This is a genomic window from Pedobacter sp. N23S346 (assembly GCF_048515415.1).
In the GTDB taxonomy this organism is placed as follows: domain Bacteria; phylum Bacteroidota; class Bacteroidia; order Sphingobacteriales; family Sphingobacteriaceae; genus Pedobacter.
The window spans coordinates 180,072-197,906 of sequence record NZ_JBLYEE010000001.1 but is presented as its reverse complement, the minus strand read 5'-3'; the positions used below and the strand labels follow the sequence as shown (position 1 = coordinate 197,906).

Annotated in this window: 15 protein-coding genes; 9 read left to right on the top strand and 6 right to left on the bottom strand. The window is 36.7% G+C overall.

Features of this window, described 5'->3' with window-relative positions; genetic code table 11:
• Positions 1-85: 85 nt before the first annotated feature.
• A complete protein-coding gene (locus ACN1CD_RS00865; RefSeq protein ID WP_419128359.1) occupies positions 86-3,271 on the bottom strand; it encodes a S41 family peptidase in 3,186 nt (1,061 codons plus the stop codon).
• A 157-nt stretch (positions 3,272-3,428) separates the two neighbouring features.
• Between ACN1CD_RS00865 and ACN1CD_RS00860 the strand changes: the two genes are divergently transcribed.
• From ACN1CD_RS00860 to ACN1CD_RS00845, 4 genes are all read left to right on the top strand, one after another.
• On the top strand, positions 3,429-4,700 hold the full coding sequence (locus tag ACN1CD_RS00860) for a glycosyltransferase family 4 protein (RefSeq protein ID WP_419128358.1): 1,272 nt from the start codon (positions 3,429-3,431) through the stop codon (positions 4,698-4,700).
• Positions 4,701-4,708: 8 nt separating this feature from the next.
• A complete protein-coding gene (locus ACN1CD_RS00855) occupies positions 4,709-5,800 on the top strand; it encodes a PDDEXK nuclease domain-containing protein (protein WP_419128357.1) in 1,092 nt (363 codons plus the stop codon).
• Positions 5,801-5,803: 3 nt separating this feature from the next.
• Positions 5,804-6,550: a glycosyltransferase family 2 protein gene (locus ACN1CD_RS00850; RefSeq protein WP_419128356.1), complete on the top strand. Its 747-nt coding sequence runs from the start codon at positions 5,804-5,806 to the stop codon at positions 6,548-6,550.
• Between the two features lie 119 nt (positions 6,551-6,669).
• Positions 6,670-7,230, top strand: a complete 561-nt coding sequence (locus ACN1CD_RS00845; protein ID WP_419128355.1) for a type 1 glutamine amidotransferase domain-containing protein — start codon at positions 6,670-6,672, stop codon at positions 7,228-7,230.
• A gap of 66 nt (positions 7,231-7,296) precedes the next feature.
• Here ACN1CD_RS00845 and ACN1CD_RS00840 read toward each other — a convergent pair whose 3' ends face one another.
• The 3 genes from ACN1CD_RS00840 to ACN1CD_RS00830 all read right to left on the bottom strand — a co-directional run bounded on the left by ACN1CD_RS00840 (position 7,297) and on the right by ACN1CD_RS00830 (position 10,290).
• Complete coding sequence (locus tag ACN1CD_RS00840) at positions 7,297-7,818, bottom strand: thioredoxin family protein (RefSeq protein WP_419128354.1); 522 nt, start codon at positions 7,816-7,818, stop codon at positions 7,297-7,299.
• A gap of 82 nt (positions 7,819-7,900) precedes the next feature.
• Positions 7,901-8,944 carry a hypothetical protein gene (locus ACN1CD_RS00835; RefSeq protein WP_419128353.1) on the bottom strand — a complete coding sequence of 348 codons (1,044 nt, stop codon included), beginning with the start codon at positions 8,942-8,944 and terminating at the stop codon, positions 7,901-7,903.
• Positions 8,945-9,051: 107 nt separating this feature from the next.
• Positions 9,052-10,290, bottom strand: coding sequence for a serine hydrolase domain-containing protein (locus tag ACN1CD_RS00830; protein ID WP_419128352.1), 1,239 nt, complete (start codon positions 10,288-10,290; stop codon positions 9,052-9,054).
• 267 nt (positions 10,291-10,557) lie between these two features.
• On the opposite strand from ACN1CD_RS00830, the gene ACN1CD_RS00825 reads away from it, so the two are divergent.
• The 5 genes from ACN1CD_RS00825 to ACN1CD_RS00805 all read left to right on the top strand — a co-directional run bounded on the left by ACN1CD_RS00825 (position 10,558) and on the right by ACN1CD_RS00805 (position 15,001).
• Positions 10,558-10,686, top strand: a complete 129-nt coding sequence (locus tag ACN1CD_RS00825; protein ID WP_419128351.1) for a hypothetical protein — start codon at positions 10,558-10,560, stop codon at positions 10,684-10,686.
• A 51-nt stretch (positions 10,687-10,737) separates the two neighbouring features.
• A complete protein-coding gene (locus ACN1CD_RS00820) occupies positions 10,738-13,179 on the top strand; it encodes a TonB-dependent receptor (protein ID WP_419128350.1) in 2,442 nt (813 codons plus the stop codon).
• A gap of 45 nt (positions 13,180-13,224) precedes the next feature.
• Positions 13,225-13,857 carry a thiamine phosphate synthase gene (locus ACN1CD_RS00815; protein WP_419128349.1) on the top strand — a complete coding sequence of 211 codons (633 nt, stop codon included), beginning with the start codon at positions 13,225-13,227 and terminating at the stop codon, positions 13,855-13,857.
• A 92-nt stretch (positions 13,858-13,949) separates the two neighbouring features.
• Positions 13,950-14,510, top strand: coding sequence for a thiamine pyrophosphokinase (locus ACN1CD_RS00810; protein ID WP_419128348.1), 561 nt, complete (start codon positions 13,950-13,952; stop codon positions 14,508-14,510).
• Positions 14,507-15,001, top strand: coding sequence for an N-acetyltransferase family protein (locus tag ACN1CD_RS00805; protein WP_419128347.1), 495 nt, complete (start codon positions 14,507-14,509; stop codon positions 14,999-15,001). The genes ACN1CD_RS00810 and ACN1CD_RS00805 overlap by 4 nt, the downstream gene beginning before the upstream one ends.
• A gap of 121 nt (positions 15,002-15,122) precedes the next feature.
• On the opposite strand, the gene ACN1CD_RS00800 is transcribed toward ACN1CD_RS00805, so the two are convergent.
• Together ACN1CD_RS00800 and ACN1CD_RS00795 are read right to left on the bottom strand one after the other, a co-directional pair.
• Complete coding sequence (locus ACN1CD_RS00800) at positions 15,123-16,427, bottom strand: M20/M25/M40 family metallo-hydrolase (RefSeq protein ID WP_419128346.1); 1,305 nt, start codon at positions 16,425-16,427, stop codon at positions 15,123-15,125.
• Positions 16,428-16,631: 204 nt separating this feature from the next.
• Positions 16,632-17,759 (bottom strand): DUF4407 domain-containing protein, encoded by a 1,128-nt coding sequence (locus ACN1CD_RS00795; RefSeq protein ID WP_419128345.1) that lies wholly within the window; start codon positions 17,757-17,759, stop codon positions 16,632-16,634.
• Positions 17,760-17,835: the final 76 nt, after the last annotated feature.

Sequence of the window (17,835 nt, the reverse complement as noted above, 5' to 3'; positions counted from 1 at the left end):
GGAATTTTGAGAGATAATTTATAAAATTGTCATGTTGAGCTTGTCGAAACCTCAAAAGACTCGACAAGCTCTGAAACATCACAAACTATTTCAAATCCTTTAAAATCTCTGCAACAGCTCTTTCCAATTGTGGATCTTTACCAGCCAACCGATCTTCAAAAGTGTTTTTCACAAAAATATCAGGTTTAACCCCTTCGCTTTCCAGGTTTTTTCCATCCATAGTGTAGCAACCCCAGGATGGTAAACGGTAAGCGGAACCATCAACTAAGCTTTTTGCAGAGGTAAAAATAATCCAGCGGTAAGTTTCAGTTCCGATGATTTTACCAAGCTTCAATTGTTTAAATCCAGCTGCAGTCATTTCCGCATCGCTTAAAGATTGCTCATTAATTAAAAGCACAATCGGCTTTACTGCCGGGCCAAAATTACTTTGTGGAGCTAATTTTCCACCACGATATTTCCATTGTAAATAAGGCCGTTGAGATAAAAATTTCAATACCTCATCATGTACATTTCCCCCTGTGTTGTAACGAAGATCTAAAATGATCGCATCTTTATTTTCTTCCTGAGCAACCATATCGAGCAAGAAAGTTTCCAGCTCACCGCCGCTCATGTTTTTCATATAAGAATAGGCAATTCGGTTATTCCCCCATTTATCAACGTTTTTTCTATTGTTGCTAATCCACTCATCATACAAATTACCCCTCAAAGTACCTGCACTTTCCGGATGTAGATTTACAAAAACCTGTTTGCCCTTTCTATCAAAAGTTAAGGTCATTTCCTGGTCCAGAGATGGTTTGCTGAAGTAATAATCGCGGTCTATTTTTTCATCAACTTTTATTCCGTTTACTTCTGTTAAAACATCACCCGGCAAAATATTGTTCCCGGTACGGGCTGCATTACTTTTAGCAGCAATCCGTTCTACTTTTAAAGGGTTTTCCTTTTCGAAAATAATACCTGTTTCATTAGTAGTATAGTTCAGGTTTTTACGTTCTTCTGCTCCGGTACTACTGAAACCCATGTGCGATGAATTCAATTCACCTAACATATCATTAAGTAAAATCCTTAAATCACTTCGGTTGTTTACATAAGGTAAATAGGCTGCGTAACGGGTTCTCATTTTATCCCAATCTACGCCATGAAATTTTTCATCATAAAAATTTTCATCTAAACCTACCCAGGTTTCATAAAACATCTGATTAAACTCAGCATTCAAATTTCTGGTGAATTTATAACCCTGATCAATTTTATCAAGCTTATTAGATTCTAAACTGTATTTATTAATCACCCCACGCGATAAGACAAAAAATTTATCGCCAGCCTGAACAATTGAATAATCGCCACCATCAGCAACTTTCTCTGTCTTTTTGGCCTCAAAGGGTTCTATGGTAGTCCGGTAAAGTGCTGGCGAGCCACCTTCATGGTTCGAAGCATAAAAAACATAGGTTTTATCGCCTTTTGCAAAAGCATCTGCGCCAAACTGACCACCGAAATTCGGACTAACCAATTCTATTCTATCTAAAATGTTCTGCGTATTGATGGTGATTACGCTGGCTGGTTTAGGTGTAGGTTTAGTTGCAATCTTTTTAGAAGTATCTGCTTTAGCCTTTTTATTTTTATTATCAATAACTTCAGGTTTAACTTCTGATGGCTTTGTTTCCTTAAATAAATCATCAAACTTATCAGAACGGAATGGCTCGTCGTAATTATTCAGGGCCATTCGATAAACATGTGCATTTGCCGATCCTGTAGGATAAGATGGCTGTGTTCTGGCACTGGTAAAGAGAATGTATTTTCCATCTGGAGACCAAGTAGGGTTGGTTTCACTTACGCCTGTATTGGTTAAATTGATGGTTTTATTAGTCTTAATATGATGCACCACAATGTCTTGCTCAAAATTTCTGTAAACGGTAAATAACACATACTCATCATTTGGAGAAAAACCAGGTGACGAATTTTGAAATGCCCAAAACTCATCAGTTACCAGTGTTTTACTTTCTAGCGTTTTCAAGTCCATTAACTTTAATTCGTTTCTTCCACTTAAATAAACGGCCAGGGTTTTGCTTTTATTTAAGGTGATATCACGATTGTTTGCCTTATCCTTTGTAAGCTGTTTAATGGTTCCTTTCCCATCGCCGGTTATAGTGAACCAGTTCTGATAACCATTAGCGGTTTGACTAAACAGTATTGTTTTATTATCAGCCAGCCATTTACATTCCATTGCCCGCTCACCACTATTGGTTATTTTACGGATAAACTTTCCATCAGCATCACTTACAAAAACCTCTCCTCTGGATACAAAAGCAATCTTTTTACCATCGGTAGAAGCATCAAAAGCCGATATATTTCCCTTAACATCATATTCCTGTTCTTTGCTCAACACCTGGTTTCTCGAAGTGCTGATGGCTACTTTTTCTGTCTTTTTCGAAGCAACATCGTAGGTATATAATTGATAATCTTTTTCGAAAACTACTGTTTTACCATTGGCTGAAACAAAAGGACGCTTAATAGAAGTGTCAAACTGAGTTAAACCCGTTTTCTTCCCGTTGATAAAGGTGTACAAATTGTATTCATCATTCCCCTCGTCAGACACAAAAAATATGTTTCCCTTTTGATCGATGCTGGTCCAGAAATCTTTTCCAATATAATCTGTATAGCGTTTGTAAGTTTTCGTTTTTGGGTTGTAAGATTGAATATCAGGATTATAAGCTCCCTTGTAATGCTTCCTGTTGGGAAAGCGGTAACTCTCCCAGGTATCATTAAAAAATAAAGCACCATCAGGCGATTCGGCAATATGATGTGTGGTATTAAAATAGTTGTCAAATAAGCGTGTTGGCGTGCCGCCAGTAGCGCTCACCTGATAGCTCGAAAAAGAATTATATCTTCCAGAGGTGAAGTATATTGTTTTCGAATCCCAACTCCAGTTGTCCACCTCATCAGTGGCATCATTAAAGGTTAATTGCTTAATGTCTCCGCCAGTTAACGGCATTACATAAACATCGTTATTGCCAAACTGATTGGATGAAAAAGCTAACCATTTGCCATCGGGAGAAATTTTAGGGTTAATTTCTTCGCCCTGCATGCCTGTAATCCTAGCAGCTACACCACCCTGTACCGGAACTTTCCAGATGTCGCCATCATAACTAAATACTATTGTTTGCGCATCGGGCGTTAAAGCAGGATACGAAGCAAAATAAGTTTGATTTTGAGCAAATGATTGGCAAGGCAACAAAAAAGCCATTGCAGCAAGCGATTTCAACAGGGTTTTAATCATGATTTTTGTTTGTTCGTTTTTTTAGAAGGATAATTCCGAATGGATTATTTTTTTAATTAATGGTTTTTTTATATAATCAGATAGAAACGAAAATATAAGGATGAAATTACATAACAGATTTAATATTCGTAAACAATAAAATGTATTTTTGATTGATTTGAAAGTAATACACCTAAATACCTATGATGGGAATGGCGGAGCAGGAAGAGCCTGTTTACGCTTGAGCGACGCCTTAACGGCTAACGGAATCGACTCAAAGGTTTTAGTATATTACAAGTTTGGCCAAAATCCGAAAATAGATACTTTTTCTAAATCTCCCATACAAAAAGCAAAAGCTGTTTATAATATTCTGTCGGAAAGATATTATGCAAAATGGTTAAGTAAATCGGTTAAAACGCCATTTAGTCTACAATGGTTTGGCCGCTCGATTAAAAGCCATCCTGCGGTTAAAAATGCCGATGTTATTCATTTACATTGGGTTAATCATGGTTTTCTAACCCCTAAATTTTTAGCAGAACTTGATGAATTGGAAAAACCGATTGTATGGACTTTTCATGATAGCAATGCATTTACTGGCGGCTGTCACGTTCGTTACGGATGCGAAAATTTTCATCAGCAATGCGGCAACTGCCCGATATTAAAAATTAGTAATAAAGATGATTTGTCTCATAAAACCTGGCTCCGCAAACAAAAAGCCTATATCAGGCTAAACTTTCATATTGTGGCGCCAAGCAACTGGATGGCAAAATCAGTAAAATTTAGCAGTTTACTAGGCACAAGAAAAGCATCGGTTATTCCGAATACCATCGAAACTAAAATCTTTAAGCCGTATGTTAAATCAGAAGCAAAGAAAATTTTAAAGATAGATCCGGATAAATTTGTATTGATGAGCGGTTTCATGCCGTCTAAAAATGATAAACATAAGGGTACACCTTATTTAATTGAAGCATTAGAAATTTTATCACGCCGTTCTGGAATAAAAAAAGAGAACATAGAACTCGTTATATTTGGCAATAAGGATAATGCAGAAATGCCAGAATTTCCTTTTAAAACTACTTTTTTAGGAACAATTAGTAACGATGAACATCTAGCCAAATGCTATTCTGCCGCCGATGCCTTTATTACACCATCACTGGAAGACAATTTACCCAATACGGTAATGGAAAGTCTGGCTTGTGCTACGCCTGTAATTGCCTTTACTACGGGTGGAATTCCGGATATGGTGAAGCACATGCAAAATGGTTACCTGGCCGAATATGAAAATGCTGAAGATTTAGCTAATGGAATCGAGTGGTTATACCATCGTCCAAATAAGGAAGAAGTCCAAAAGGCAGCGAGATTAAGCATTTTAACTAATTTTTCGGAAGAAATAATTGCAGCTGAGCACATTCATTTGTATGAAACACTGATAGATTTACAACCGAAGTAAATACGATTATGGAAATATCTAATAGCCATCTCAGCAATATTAAGGCATTAAAATCAGCCATTCTACAAAGTCGTTATCAGGCTGCTTCATTAGCTAACAAAGAACTTTTGAGACTTTACTTTGCAGTTGGCAAATTTATATCTCAAAAGATTGATGAGGAAAAATGGGGTGCAAAAGTTATCGAAAATCTTTCATCAGATTTGCAAATGGAACTACCAGGGTTAAGGGGGTTTTCTGCTACGAACATGAAACGAATGAGGCTCTTTTTTGAGTCTTGGGAAGATCATTTCTTAATTAGCCCGTCAGTGACGGCCAAATTAGAAGTTCTTGATTTACAGGATATTGTATTTAGCCCGTCAGTGACGGCCAAATTGGAAAATAGTTTTTTAAATGTAAGCTTTACCCATCATATTGAAGTTTTACAAAGTACAAAAGTATTAGAAGAAAGGATCTTCTACATTCAGAAAACAGCATCAGAATTTTGGAGTTTAAGCACCTTAAAAAACCATCTTAATAATCAAACCTTTCAAAAAACAGGTAGTTTACCCAATAACTTTTCGAAAACAATACTTAATGATGAAGTAAGACAAAAGGCTCTACAATCTTTCAAAGATGAGTATTTATTGGATTTCATTAACATTGAAGATAATGATGAAAAAGACGAAAGAGTATTAGAGAGCGAAATCGTTCAAAACATCAAAAAATTCTTAATGTCTTTAGGATCAGATTTTGCTTTTATTGCCAATCAATACCGGTTAATTGTAGAAGATGAAGAATACTTTTTAGACCTTTTATTCTTTAATAGGCGCTTGCAATGTTTGGTTGTTTTTGAGCTTAAAACTGGTAAATTTAAACCTGAATATATGGGTAAAATGAATTTTTACCTATCAGCTCTGGATGAGTATGTTAAGCAACCACATGAACAACCTTCAATAGGAATTATCCTTTGTAAGGAGAAGAAAAACAAAGTGGTTGAGTTTTCATTCAGAGATTTTAACAAGGCTATGGGTGTTGCCACCTATAAAACAAGTACCGAATTGCCTGCAGCTTATAAGGGTGTTTTACCCGATGTGGAAACCCTTAAAAAACTTATGGACTAAAATATGCCTAAATTAACCATCATTACCATTGTATACAATAATGTTCGGGATATCGAACGAACGATTAATTCGGTTTTAAACCAAACGTATAAAAACATTGAATATATCGTAATTGATGGAAAATCTACTGATGGCACATTAGAAATAGTAGAACGCTATAAGAATCAAATCTCTAAAATTATTTCAGCACCTGATAAGGGCATTTACGATGCCATGAATAAGGGCTTAGCTTTGGCTACAGGTGAATATGTTTTATTTATGAATTCTGGTGATGAACTTTATGATGAACAGACGGTAGAAGATATTTTTGACTCCGCTCCTGCTGCAGATATTTACTATGGTGAAACCGAAATGTATAACGACAATTGGGAAAGTTTAGGCCGGAGACGCCACGAAGCTCCTGAAGTTTTTAACTGGAAAAGCTTTCAATATGGCATGAATGTCAGTCATCAGGCCATTTACATTAAACGAAGCATTGTAGAAAATTATGATCTGAAATATAAGTACAGTGCGGATATCGACTGGATTATTAAAGCAACTAAAAAAGCATCCAATATTGTGAATGTTCATCGCTATGTAGCCAAATACCTGGTTGGTGGCATGAGCAAAAAAAAGCATCGGGAAAGCTTAAAAGAACGTTTTGATATTTTTACCAAATATTACGGACTAATTCCAAATATCCTTAATCATGTTTTCATTGCAGGTAACTTAGCCTTCTACTTTGTAAAGCATAGGCGAACGAACGATTAAAAGCACATAAATAAACGGAGTCATCAGAGGCATATTCAGCTATTAATCTCAAATTTATAAAAACAAAATTTCCCTCATTCTTGTCTTAAATACATCACCTATTTAAAACAGAAAAGATTATGGGACAATTAAGTAACCGCACTATTGCTGTACTTTCAGAAAGCGGATTTGAAGAAGTTGAATTAACCGAACCAGTAAAAAGGTTAAAAGAAGAGGGCGCAACCGTTCACATCATCTCCTCAAAAAGTGGAAAAATAAAAGCTTGGGATAAGGATCATTGGTCGATAGAAGTTGATGTTGATAAAACGATATCAGAGGCGAATGCCGAAGATTATCATGGCTTGCTTTTGCCGGGTGGGGTAATTAACCCAGACCATTTACGGGTAAACGAAGAAGCGATTGCTTTTGTAAAATCTTTCTTCGCAGATGGAAAACCAGTTGCAGCCATTTGCCACGGCCCGCAGACCTTAATTAATGCAGAAGTGGTAGAAGGTAGAAAGCTTACTTCTGTAAAAAACATTTCTAAAGATTTGATTAATGCAGGTGCATTATGGAGTGATGAGGAAGTGGTAGTAGATCAGGGCTTGGTTACCAGCAGAACACCAGCAGATTTACCAGCTTTTAATGATAAAATTGTAGAGGAATTTGCAGAGGGAGTACACGAGGGGCAGCACGCCTAAATGTTTTTAGACGCTCTTTCTAGATTTACTCAAGATACGGTTGGCAAATTGTCAACCGTTTTTTATTTAGCCCTTAAATTTAGGATCATTTTTTCTAAATACAGCAGTTACTTTTTCAAGATCGTTGTCATTTAATTTCGTAGTTTGTTTTAATATTTTAATAAACTCTTCTACCTCTTCTTTTGAAGATGGGCAACCAATTATATTACTACCTTTTGTTTCGAATCCGGTACCTTCAGGCCTTATGTGAGAATCTACCAACAATTTGCCATTTGTATCAAAAATAAACCAAAGTGGAATCCCATAACCTTCGCTATTGTATTTCTTCATTAAATCTTCCGACCCGGGATTTTCAGTCTTCTTGAGTTCATCCGTATGCTCATAAACTGTTAAATGTTTAATGATAAAGTTATCATCGAAATAAGCCTTCACTAAAGGATCATTCATACTTTTATCCATTTTATGGCACCAACCACACCACGATGCATGGAACATAATAAATACTTTTTTCTTTTTTTGTTTTGCTTCTTTCAATGCTGCTTTTAAAACAGCATCGGCACTTGGAGGTGTACCTTCTTTGAAAGACATGTTTAAAAAAAGAAAACCTATAATGAGAAAAAGAAAAGCTTTTATTTTCATAATATGATAACTAATCCACTAATTTAATAAATTATAATTTAACCTGTCTGATGATATTTTTGATATTCAGTTCGATAATATCCGTCATGTTTTTACACTTCAAATAATTAGTATCCTTAAAATAATCACTCATGCCTTGTTTTAAAATGGCTATGTTTTCTGGGGTAGTTAGTTCTTCCTTATTTGATACGTCGCGAAGATCGGTTAAGCGATGTCGTTCGCTCCTTACACGATGTACAATTGAAGAACGTTCTTCCTGCTGATATTGCAATACGGTTTTCTCTGTGAGCTGCTCCATACTCATCTTTACATAAGGCAGATTCTCTTTAAAAAACTGAGGTAAATAAACTTTAAGGTTCCCTTCGTAAAATTGCTGATCAAAATCTATCGCACGGATGCGAAATTGGATATCATCAAAATCTGGCGTAATCTGCACCACAAAATTATATGCCCTCATATCGCCTAAGAGCATAATTAAACATCGTTCATTAAATTTTACAAACTCTTTTGCAATTCGCGTTGGGTTAAATTCTGGTGTGTATAGCTGGCCTTTTGTAAACACATCACCTGGAATTCCGGCAACGTGTTCTTCAACCAATGTATCACCATCTACCAGGTAATTGACCTGATTCGGAGATAAAATTTCTTCCATTTCTAAACCATAAATACGGGAAGCATCAGCTTTTTTAATGTAGAAATAGTCATAAACATCATTCAGTCGGTTAACGATTCTAATGCGAAATGGATGGGTATTTCCAAAAGTGCAGTATTCAATTTTGTCTATGTATTTGTGCTCTACAATACGAAGATTTCCTGATGCTTTAAGGTTCGCGTAAATCTCTTTCAAACCACTATGCAAAGTTTCAATCAAATCTTGTGCATAAATTGGCCCTTCCCAAAGCGAATCTTTGCCAAACTTATCCATCAAAGGAAAAGCCTCATTAAATTGCATCAAATCATCGTAACCAATTGGCAATTTGGCCTCGCGTTGGTAAGTACGCAAATACTTCTGTAATGCCGGCGTAACCGGAAAAATTGGTTTCTTTTTTAGGATTTTTACGTCTTCGTTTTCCATTGATCAGTAATGTACTACTATTTAAAAATTTAACCGCAAAGAATTTAAAGTAATACGCAGAGAAAGCAAAGTAAAAATGCTTATCTCACTATTCATAAAAACTTAACTTAAAATCCGCTTCTTTTCCTTTGCGTATTTCCTTCGCGAGCTTTACGGTTGAGACCTGGATAATTAAACGGCAACCCCGCCAGGTATCTGCTGATTTTTCGATAAGGATAATCTCCTGTGCCATGCGCTGCAAACTGAACAATAATGGTATTTGTTTTAGGGTCTACATATAACCGCTGTCCGCGCATCCCCTCTGCAGCAAAATCACCTTTATCACCAGCTTGTGGAATCCACCATAAATAATGATGCGCAGATTTTTGCCAGCCTTTTGCAGATGCTGGTGCTTCATTTCCAATACCAATAGATTGGTTCACCCAATCTTCAGGTACAACCTGATCTTCATTATATTTTCCACCGTTCAGGTATAAACGACCTACTTTAGCCCAATCAATCCCAGTAACCTGAAATCGGCTGGCGGTATTGGCTAAACCATTTTGGTGATCGGGACCCCAGGTAGCAAAATATTCTGTTCCTATTTTCTTCCACAGTTTTTCTTCAAAATATTTCGATAAACTTTTTCCTGTCGCCCGTTCAATTACCCAGCCCAATAAGATTGGATCGATACTTTTATATTTCCAAACCGTACCTGGTGCATTCGCCAGTTTTACCTTTAGCAGTTCGGCTTTCATATCGTGGGTGTAGTAATATTTTGCCTCATCAGATAAGAATGCTTTAATGATTCCACCCAATGCATCCTGAAATACTAAACCCGATTTCATCTCTAAAAGATGTTTCAGAGTGATGTGTTTAAAAGCAGGATTTGTCTTCAATTCAGGGATATAATCTGTTACTTTCTGAGATAAATTTTTAATTGAGCCCTCCTTCAAAGCCTGACCCAATAAAATTGATACCATACTTTTTGCCCCAGAAAATACAGTTGTTAAGGTAGTGTCGGTATATCCTTCACTATATTTTTCATATAATATGCTGTCATTTCTGATCACAATAAATGCATTCAACTTACCTTTTGTAAAATAATCTCTAAAAGGGATAGATTGCCTGTCAACGGTTAAAACCTGAAGTGTATCGATATCCATCCTCTTTTTTTGTGGCCGAATAAAATGAAAAGCAACATCGCTTTTATGAACTGTATCTTGTGGAAACGCTTTATAAGTAGTGGCATCAGGTGTACGATACCAAAGCACCCGCACTAAATATGGCTGCCAGATAAATAGTCCTGCAAAGAATAAAATTAGAAATAGAAAAAAATAAGCTATTGCTTTTTTAATGATTTTCATCAGCATCCATTATATCAACAAATATAAAAGAATAGGCTTGTTCACGATATTCAAATTTGGATAATGTTTTAAGTTTCGCGACCGATCTTAACCATTAATATTTAAACAACTTATTAGCCATACAGGTTACCATTTCCCTTTATTATACATTAAGCTGTAAGAATATCAGATATTTCAAACAATAACGCAATATTTTTCTACATTTGCCTCATCATTAGGGGTGCCTTGTTTGTATAAACACAAAAACAGGCTGAGATCATACCCATTTTGAGGAGAGAGGTAGAAGGTAAAAAGGTAGAGGGTAATGCCATCAACCTTAAAGCCCTCCAGCCATCAACCTCAAATGCACCTGATCCGGGTAATGCCGGCGTAGGAATTGGAGTTATGGAAGTTTAACTAAATCGGGATAACCCCTATTTCCGATCGGTTTAACTAAAAACAAAAATATTGAAGACTTTACTTTTTGCAACACTTGTTGCCTTCCTGCCTTTCTTTGCATTGGCACAAAATGCTGTTACCGGGCAAGTAACAGATCAGAATCAAAATGCCTTACCAGGGGCAACAATTAAAATTAAAAACCAAAGAACTGCAGTACTTAGTGATGCCAGTGGCAATTATACATTGAGTAATCTATCTAATGGCAATTACACCATTCTGGTGAGTTATGTGGGGTACAAAACGCAGGAAAAATCTGTTGTGCTTTCTGGTAATACGGTTTTGAATTTCAACCTGGTTCAACAAAATTTCCTGGCAGACGAGGTGATTGTTCGGGCAACACGGGCAAATGAAAAATCAGCTACAACTTACAAAAACGTAACCAAGGCAGAGATCGAAGAAAACAATTTTGGGCAGGATTTACCTTTCATTCTTCAAAACACACCTGGAGTTGTGGTTAATTCTGATGCTGGTGCCGGTGTAGGTTACACAGGTATCAGGATTCGCGGCAGCGATAACAGCCGGATCAACGTAACGGTAAATGGCATTCCCATTAATGATAGCGAAAGTCAGGGAACTTTTTATGTAAACATGCCAGATTTTGCCTCTTCGGTAGATAATATTCAGATTCAGAGAGGTGTTGGAACATCCACAAATGGTGCGGGTGCTTTTGGTGCCAGTTTAAACATTCAAACTACAGCAAGTGAAATGGAACCTTATGCAGAGGTGAATAACACTTATGGAAGTTTCGATACCTGGAAAAATACAGTTAAAGTGGGTACAGGTTTGATCAATAACCGCTTTAGCTTTGATGGTCGCCTATCGAGAATCAGTTCTGATGGCTATGTGGATAGAGGAGCTTCACTTTTAAAATCCTACTTCCTTTCGGGGGCTTACCATGGCAATAAAGATTTGTTAAGAGTGAATGTTTTCGCGGGAACAGAAAAAACTTACCAATCTTGGAATGGTATTCCAGAATCTCGTTTAAATAATGATGTTGCGGGAATGCAGGCATATATTGATCGGAATGGTTTGAGTGCTGATGATGCAGCGAATTTGTTAAATTCAGGTCGCAGATATAACAGTTTTACTTATAATAATCAGACCGATAATTACGCGCAAAATCATTATCAAATGCTTTATGCAAGGCAATTTTCAGATAAATTGTCCTTCAATGGAGCACTACATTATACAAAAGGCGAGGGGTATTATGAAGAATTTCGGGTAGACAATAAGTTAAGCGATTACGGCTTAAACCCGGTTATCATTGGCGGAACAACCATAACAAATACAGACCTGATTCGCAGGCGTTGGTTAGATAATGATTTTTATGGCGTTACTTATGCCTTCAACTATGTGCCTGAAAAAAACTTAAATTTCACCCTCGGGGGAGCATACAATGAATACAAGGGTGCGCATTTCGGGCAAATTATCTGGGCGCAATATGCATCTAACGGAAATATAGACAGGCACTATTATGATAACGAAGGTTTTAAAACTGATTTTAATATTTACGGAAAAGTAAATTACAGCCCTATCGAAGCGTTAAGTTTATTTGTTGATTTGCAATATCGCCGTGTTAATTACAATATCTCAGGGACTGAAAATAAATTAAATACGCTGGCCATTAATGATCATTTAAATTTTTTCAATCCGAAATTAGGTGCTACTTATTTTATTAATACTGAAAGCAACGTATATGCGTCATTTAGCGTAGCTAATAAAGAGCCAAATCGTGATGATTATGTTGATGCAGCAGCTGGGGTTTTTCCTAAGTCAGAACGTTTAAATGATGTGGAACTGGGTTATCGTTTCAAAAACAGCCGGTTTAATTTAGGCGCCAATGCTTACGGAATGTTTTACAAAAATCAACTGGTAGTAACAGGAAAAATTAATGATGTGGGTGGAAATTTTCGCCAAAATGTAGACGATAGCTATCGTTTAGGTATTGAATTGGATGGTTCATACACCATTAATAAATCTTTCGCACTGAATGCAAATGCAGCTTTTAGTCGAAATAAGATTAAGAATTTTACCGAATATTATGATGACTATGATAATGGCGGACAAGTAGTTAACAACTATTCATTAACAAACATTTCTTTCTCACCAGCGGCCGTACTATTTGGCGAATTTGTTTATAAGCCGATAACAGGCTTCGCCATTGCATTGCAAAGTAAATATGTAAGCAAACAATATTTAGATAATACCCAAAACAATGACAGAACCCTAAATGGGTATTGGGTAAGTAATGCACGTTTAGGGTATAATTTTAAATTCGCAGGGGTTAAAAATGTAAATCTTGGCTTATTGGTAAATAACCTGTTCGATAAAAAATATGAAAGCAATGGTTATACTTATGGCTATCTTTCTGGCGGAAGTAGGATCACAGAAAACTTTTATTATCCACAGGCCGGAACCAACTTTTTGTTGAACCTGAATGTGAAGTTTTAAAAGAAGCGGAAAGGTGAAAGCTTAAAGTTTAGTACTTTTAAAATTATGAAATACATCGAAAAACTTCAATACATCACCCACGATATTCCGCACTTAACACATATTGAACAAGCACAACTGGCGTGTGAAGCTGGAGCGAAGTGGATTCAATACCGTTGTTTAAGTAAAACCGATGAAGCACTTTTAGCTGAAATTAACGTTATTGCTGAAATTTGTGATGATTGGGGCACCACATTAATGGTAACAGATCATATTCATTTAAATGGCAAGGCCGATATTCAGGGATTCCACATGGAAGATATGGGCGCAGATTTCACTGCGTTGCGTAAATTGGTCGGGAATGATGTCACATTAGGAGGTTCTGCAAATACACTGGAAAATATCATCAGGCAGGCGGATGAAGGAGCCGACTATGTTGGTTTTGGTCCTTTTGCCGATACGGAAACAAAACCTAATGATTTACCGCTTTTAGGCGTTGAGGGCTATTCCATTATATTGAAAAAACTTAAGGCGTTATCCATTGAAATTCCGATTCTGGCTGTTGGTGGTGTTAAATTCCCTGATGTTGAATCCCTGATGCAAACTGGAATTCACGGCATTGCAGTATCTGGCGCGATCAATTTTGCTGATGATTTTATCGAAGCCTATCAGGATTTTTATGATGCAGTGAAAGGCTAGTTTCAGAATCTTGCTACTCGATACCTGCTACTTAATACTTGCTACTTAATACTTGCTACCTACTACTCGCTACTTTTTTTTATCTTCGCATTATGTCATCACACCACATTGTAAAAGAAAAACAAGAGCCAGCTTTATATATTGACGAGCTGGGTAACTTTAATGAAGAACTTTTAGGTCAGCTTTTAGAGTGGAGCCCAACGCTTTTGGTTAATGGTGAAAATTATGATAAAATCTTTTCTTTAGGCTTAAAAGTTGATGTTCTGGTGAATGGAAGTACAGAAGAAGTTCAGGAAGATACGAAGATTATTCAAGGCCCGGTTGATGCTTTAATGGTCGCTATAAATTACCTGTACGAAGAGAAATATCCGGCAGTAAATGTCATCGCCCGAAAATTTGATTTAGAAAAATTTGCAGGTTTTGAAGATCAGATTAATCTGGTTGTTTTTACAGAAAAGGCAAAACACTACCCTATAAAATCTGGTTTTTCGGTTTGGAAACCTGCCGGAAGTGAGTTTTTAATTCACGGAAACCGATACCTTGAAGTGACCAATTTAATGCAAACTGAAGAAGAAATCTTCGTGGTGGTTAATGATGGTTTTGTGGAATTTACCTTCTCAGGGCAACCAATTTACATCAGTGAGCCGATATGATTACGCTAAGAAAAGCCAAAGAGCAGGATATAGAAGTGATTCGTGATATTGCTGCGGCAACCTGGCCATCAGCCTATCTAGATATTATTGGTCAGCAACAAATCGACTACATGCTCGATAAGATGTACAATAAAGGCGAATTATTAAATCAATTTTTGAGTGGGCATATTTTCTTAATTGCAGAAGATAATACGCATCAATATGGCTTTGCCGGTTATTCCATTATCGATCTGGAAGAAAAAATTTACAAACTTCATAAACTTTATGTGCTGCCATCGGCACATGGAAAAGGCGTAGGGAAGATCCTCATTAATGAGGTATTTAATCAGGTTAAGGATGCAGGTGCTACTGCCTTACAATTAAATGTAAACAAAGATAATAAAGCGAAAGATTTCTATCTGAAAGGCGGCTTCACCATTAAAGAATCTGTAAAATTAGATATTGGAGAAGGCTTTTTTATGGATGATTATGTGATGGAATATCGGTTTTAATCATTAATACATTTTCATTAGAAAGCCGCAGATTGCAGATGATACCAATATTTTTTGGATCAAAAATCTGCTTATCTGCGGCTTAACTGTATATATCCTTTGGTGAGTACCAATTAATACATTACTTTAATTTTGGTATTCTGGTGGGGGTATCTGTGCCGTTTACAATTGAAGTAGCGCTCTTTGCAATGGCTTTAATTGTTGATAAAATATTTTCTACATCAAGCGTACTGTATTCATCTTTTACGGTGTGATAAAATTTATCTACATCAATCTGATCGGTACTGATGGTGTGCGCCGGAACGCCTAATGCCGCCAAAGTTGCATTATCACTTCTATAAAATAAATTCTGTTCGGTGTATGGATCAGGATGGAAGGTAAACTCCGTCCCTGCCAGGTTCTTCTGTAAAATCTTCCCGAAATCTGATTTATCGTAACCTGTAATAAACGCGGTGTTTTTGCCAAACTTAGAATCTTTGCCAATCATCTCGATATTAAACATGGTCACCACTTCATCAGGATTTAGCTTGCTAGAAAAATATTTTGCACCAAAACCGCCAATTTCTTCTGCGGTGAAAGCCACAAAAATTAATGTGCGTTCGTTATTTTTTTTCGCTTTGTAATATTTAGCCAAAGCAATCATCGCTGTTGTTCCGGATGCATCATCGTCTGCTCCATTCGCAATGCTATCTCCATCTACCGTTTTTAGTGCGCCTAAATGATCATAATGGCCGGAGAAAACAACCAGTTCTTTAGCCTTTGATTTACCTGGAATTACACCTGCAACATTGAACAATGGAATTTTGGTTACCTTGCTTTTAAAAGTTGCTGAAAAATCTGTTGCTGCATCTTTACCTAAAACAAAAACCTGTACAACACTAGTAGTTGCTTTTACATCTTTTTCATCAACAGTTGTCGGCTTACTAAAATGGTCTCTATAGCGGTTAAAAAGATCTGCAAATTTACTGTCTATCAATACGATCTGGTTTTTATTGGTATTCAGCATCGTCCTAAACTGAGCTACAAATGGTTTTTCAGGATCTAATTTAACAACTGTAGTGTTTGATTTATCAAGCGTAACACTTTCTGTGGTGATGCCCGTAACCATTAAATTTTCGGGTGCAATCTCTTTCCCATCAATTTTAATGGTTTTACTTACGTTAGCAACCTGATATTTATAAAATGTCTGTCTAAAATTTTTTTCTCCTGTTAAGGGTTGAAGACCTATCTTTTTAAACTCAGATTCGATGAAAGTAGCCGCTTTATCTATACCTGGGGTAAAGGTTTCACGCCCCTGCATCTCATCACTGCTTAAGGTTTTAATCAGATGGTCGGCATATTCTCGTGTGATGATTTTATCGATATTTTGCGCATTAAGCTGTAAAGTTGCCATTCCGGCAAGCGTTAAAAGGAAGATTTTCTTCATGGTCTATTTATATTTTGCTCTTATTTATATTTTACCTGCGAGTTTAGCCAATTATCTCTGAAAGTTTGCATCGCTGGGGTTAATGTTCCTCCAGTTTTTTCTATTGGTAAAAGTAATCTTTGGTTCCCGTAAGTTTTCCAAACCTTTACCCCTGACCCATCATCCATTCTCCATCTTCCTTCAACCCTTACCCATTTTCCATTATTATCCCTCCTGATCCCAGTCATGCCTTTCCAAATCCCTATGGGCTTTCCCTTTTATAATTTCTTTTCGTTTGGATGATTCAGCATCTACACGGGTTTCATGAATATTATCTGCTACTTCAAAATGGAAATCTTTATCTTTTTTAGATTGATAAATAGAAACCTCATCACCATCCGAAGTTGCATAATCGTATGGACCACGTGCACTCATTAACTTTACAAATACGGGTAAACATTCGAAAAAGATAAAGAGCAAACCAATAAAAGTTACTGCCGTTGCCGTGTTGCTATCGCTCGTACCATCTACATTAAATTTTAACTGACCTAAAGCCCAGTTCCGATCTGCAAAGCCAGCAAGGTCTGCTAAACTATCGAGTTGCTTTTTTGTGTATAATTTTTCGGTGAATAAGCCATCAAACTCTTTCCGTTTATCTACAAAAGATTCTGATTTATTAATCGTTGCCTTAAGCGAATCCAGTTCCACCTCGCGCTGTTTAATTTCGGCCTCTTTACGTTTTGCATAAGGTCCGTAGCCCATCACACCAGATGTTTCATTGGTTTTATTTCCGAATATTTCGAAGTTCAGCTTCTGCCGGTCAGTTTTAATACCTTTCTCCAGCGAATCTCTGGTGGCTTTTTCTTTGTTTAATCTGCCAAACTCAACCTGGTATTTGTTTTCAAAAGCTTTGTTTAGTGTATCAATTTTAGACCGTTGCCCATTCAGGTAACTCACCTTTAAACGCTCCTTAATTTCTTTATCAAATATTTTCAACTCAATTGGTCTGGAAATAACCATCCCAATCATAATGGCCAGTAAAATCCGTGGCGTTGCCTGTAAGAGTTGTTTATTGGTACTGGCGCTTTTATTAATGCTGGATACAATATAGCGATCCATATTGAAGATGGCTGCACCCCAAAGAAAACCAAAAATAACAGCAAAAATGACGGCCAAATCATCGCCTTTAAAAACGAAATACATCGCGTAGCCACCAGAAAGTGCAGCAAATAAACCTGTGAAAAAGATGGTGGCACCAATGCCTGTATATTTATTTTGTTCTGTTGGATACTTTTCCAGTGTAGGGATGTGTGCACCAGAACAAAACCAGAAGAAACGGTTCAACTTGTCCATTGTAACGATTTATAGTTAAACGCCTAAGAGTTTAAGTTGTTACAGCCGAGAGCAAGATTATATGGCATTTTTTTGA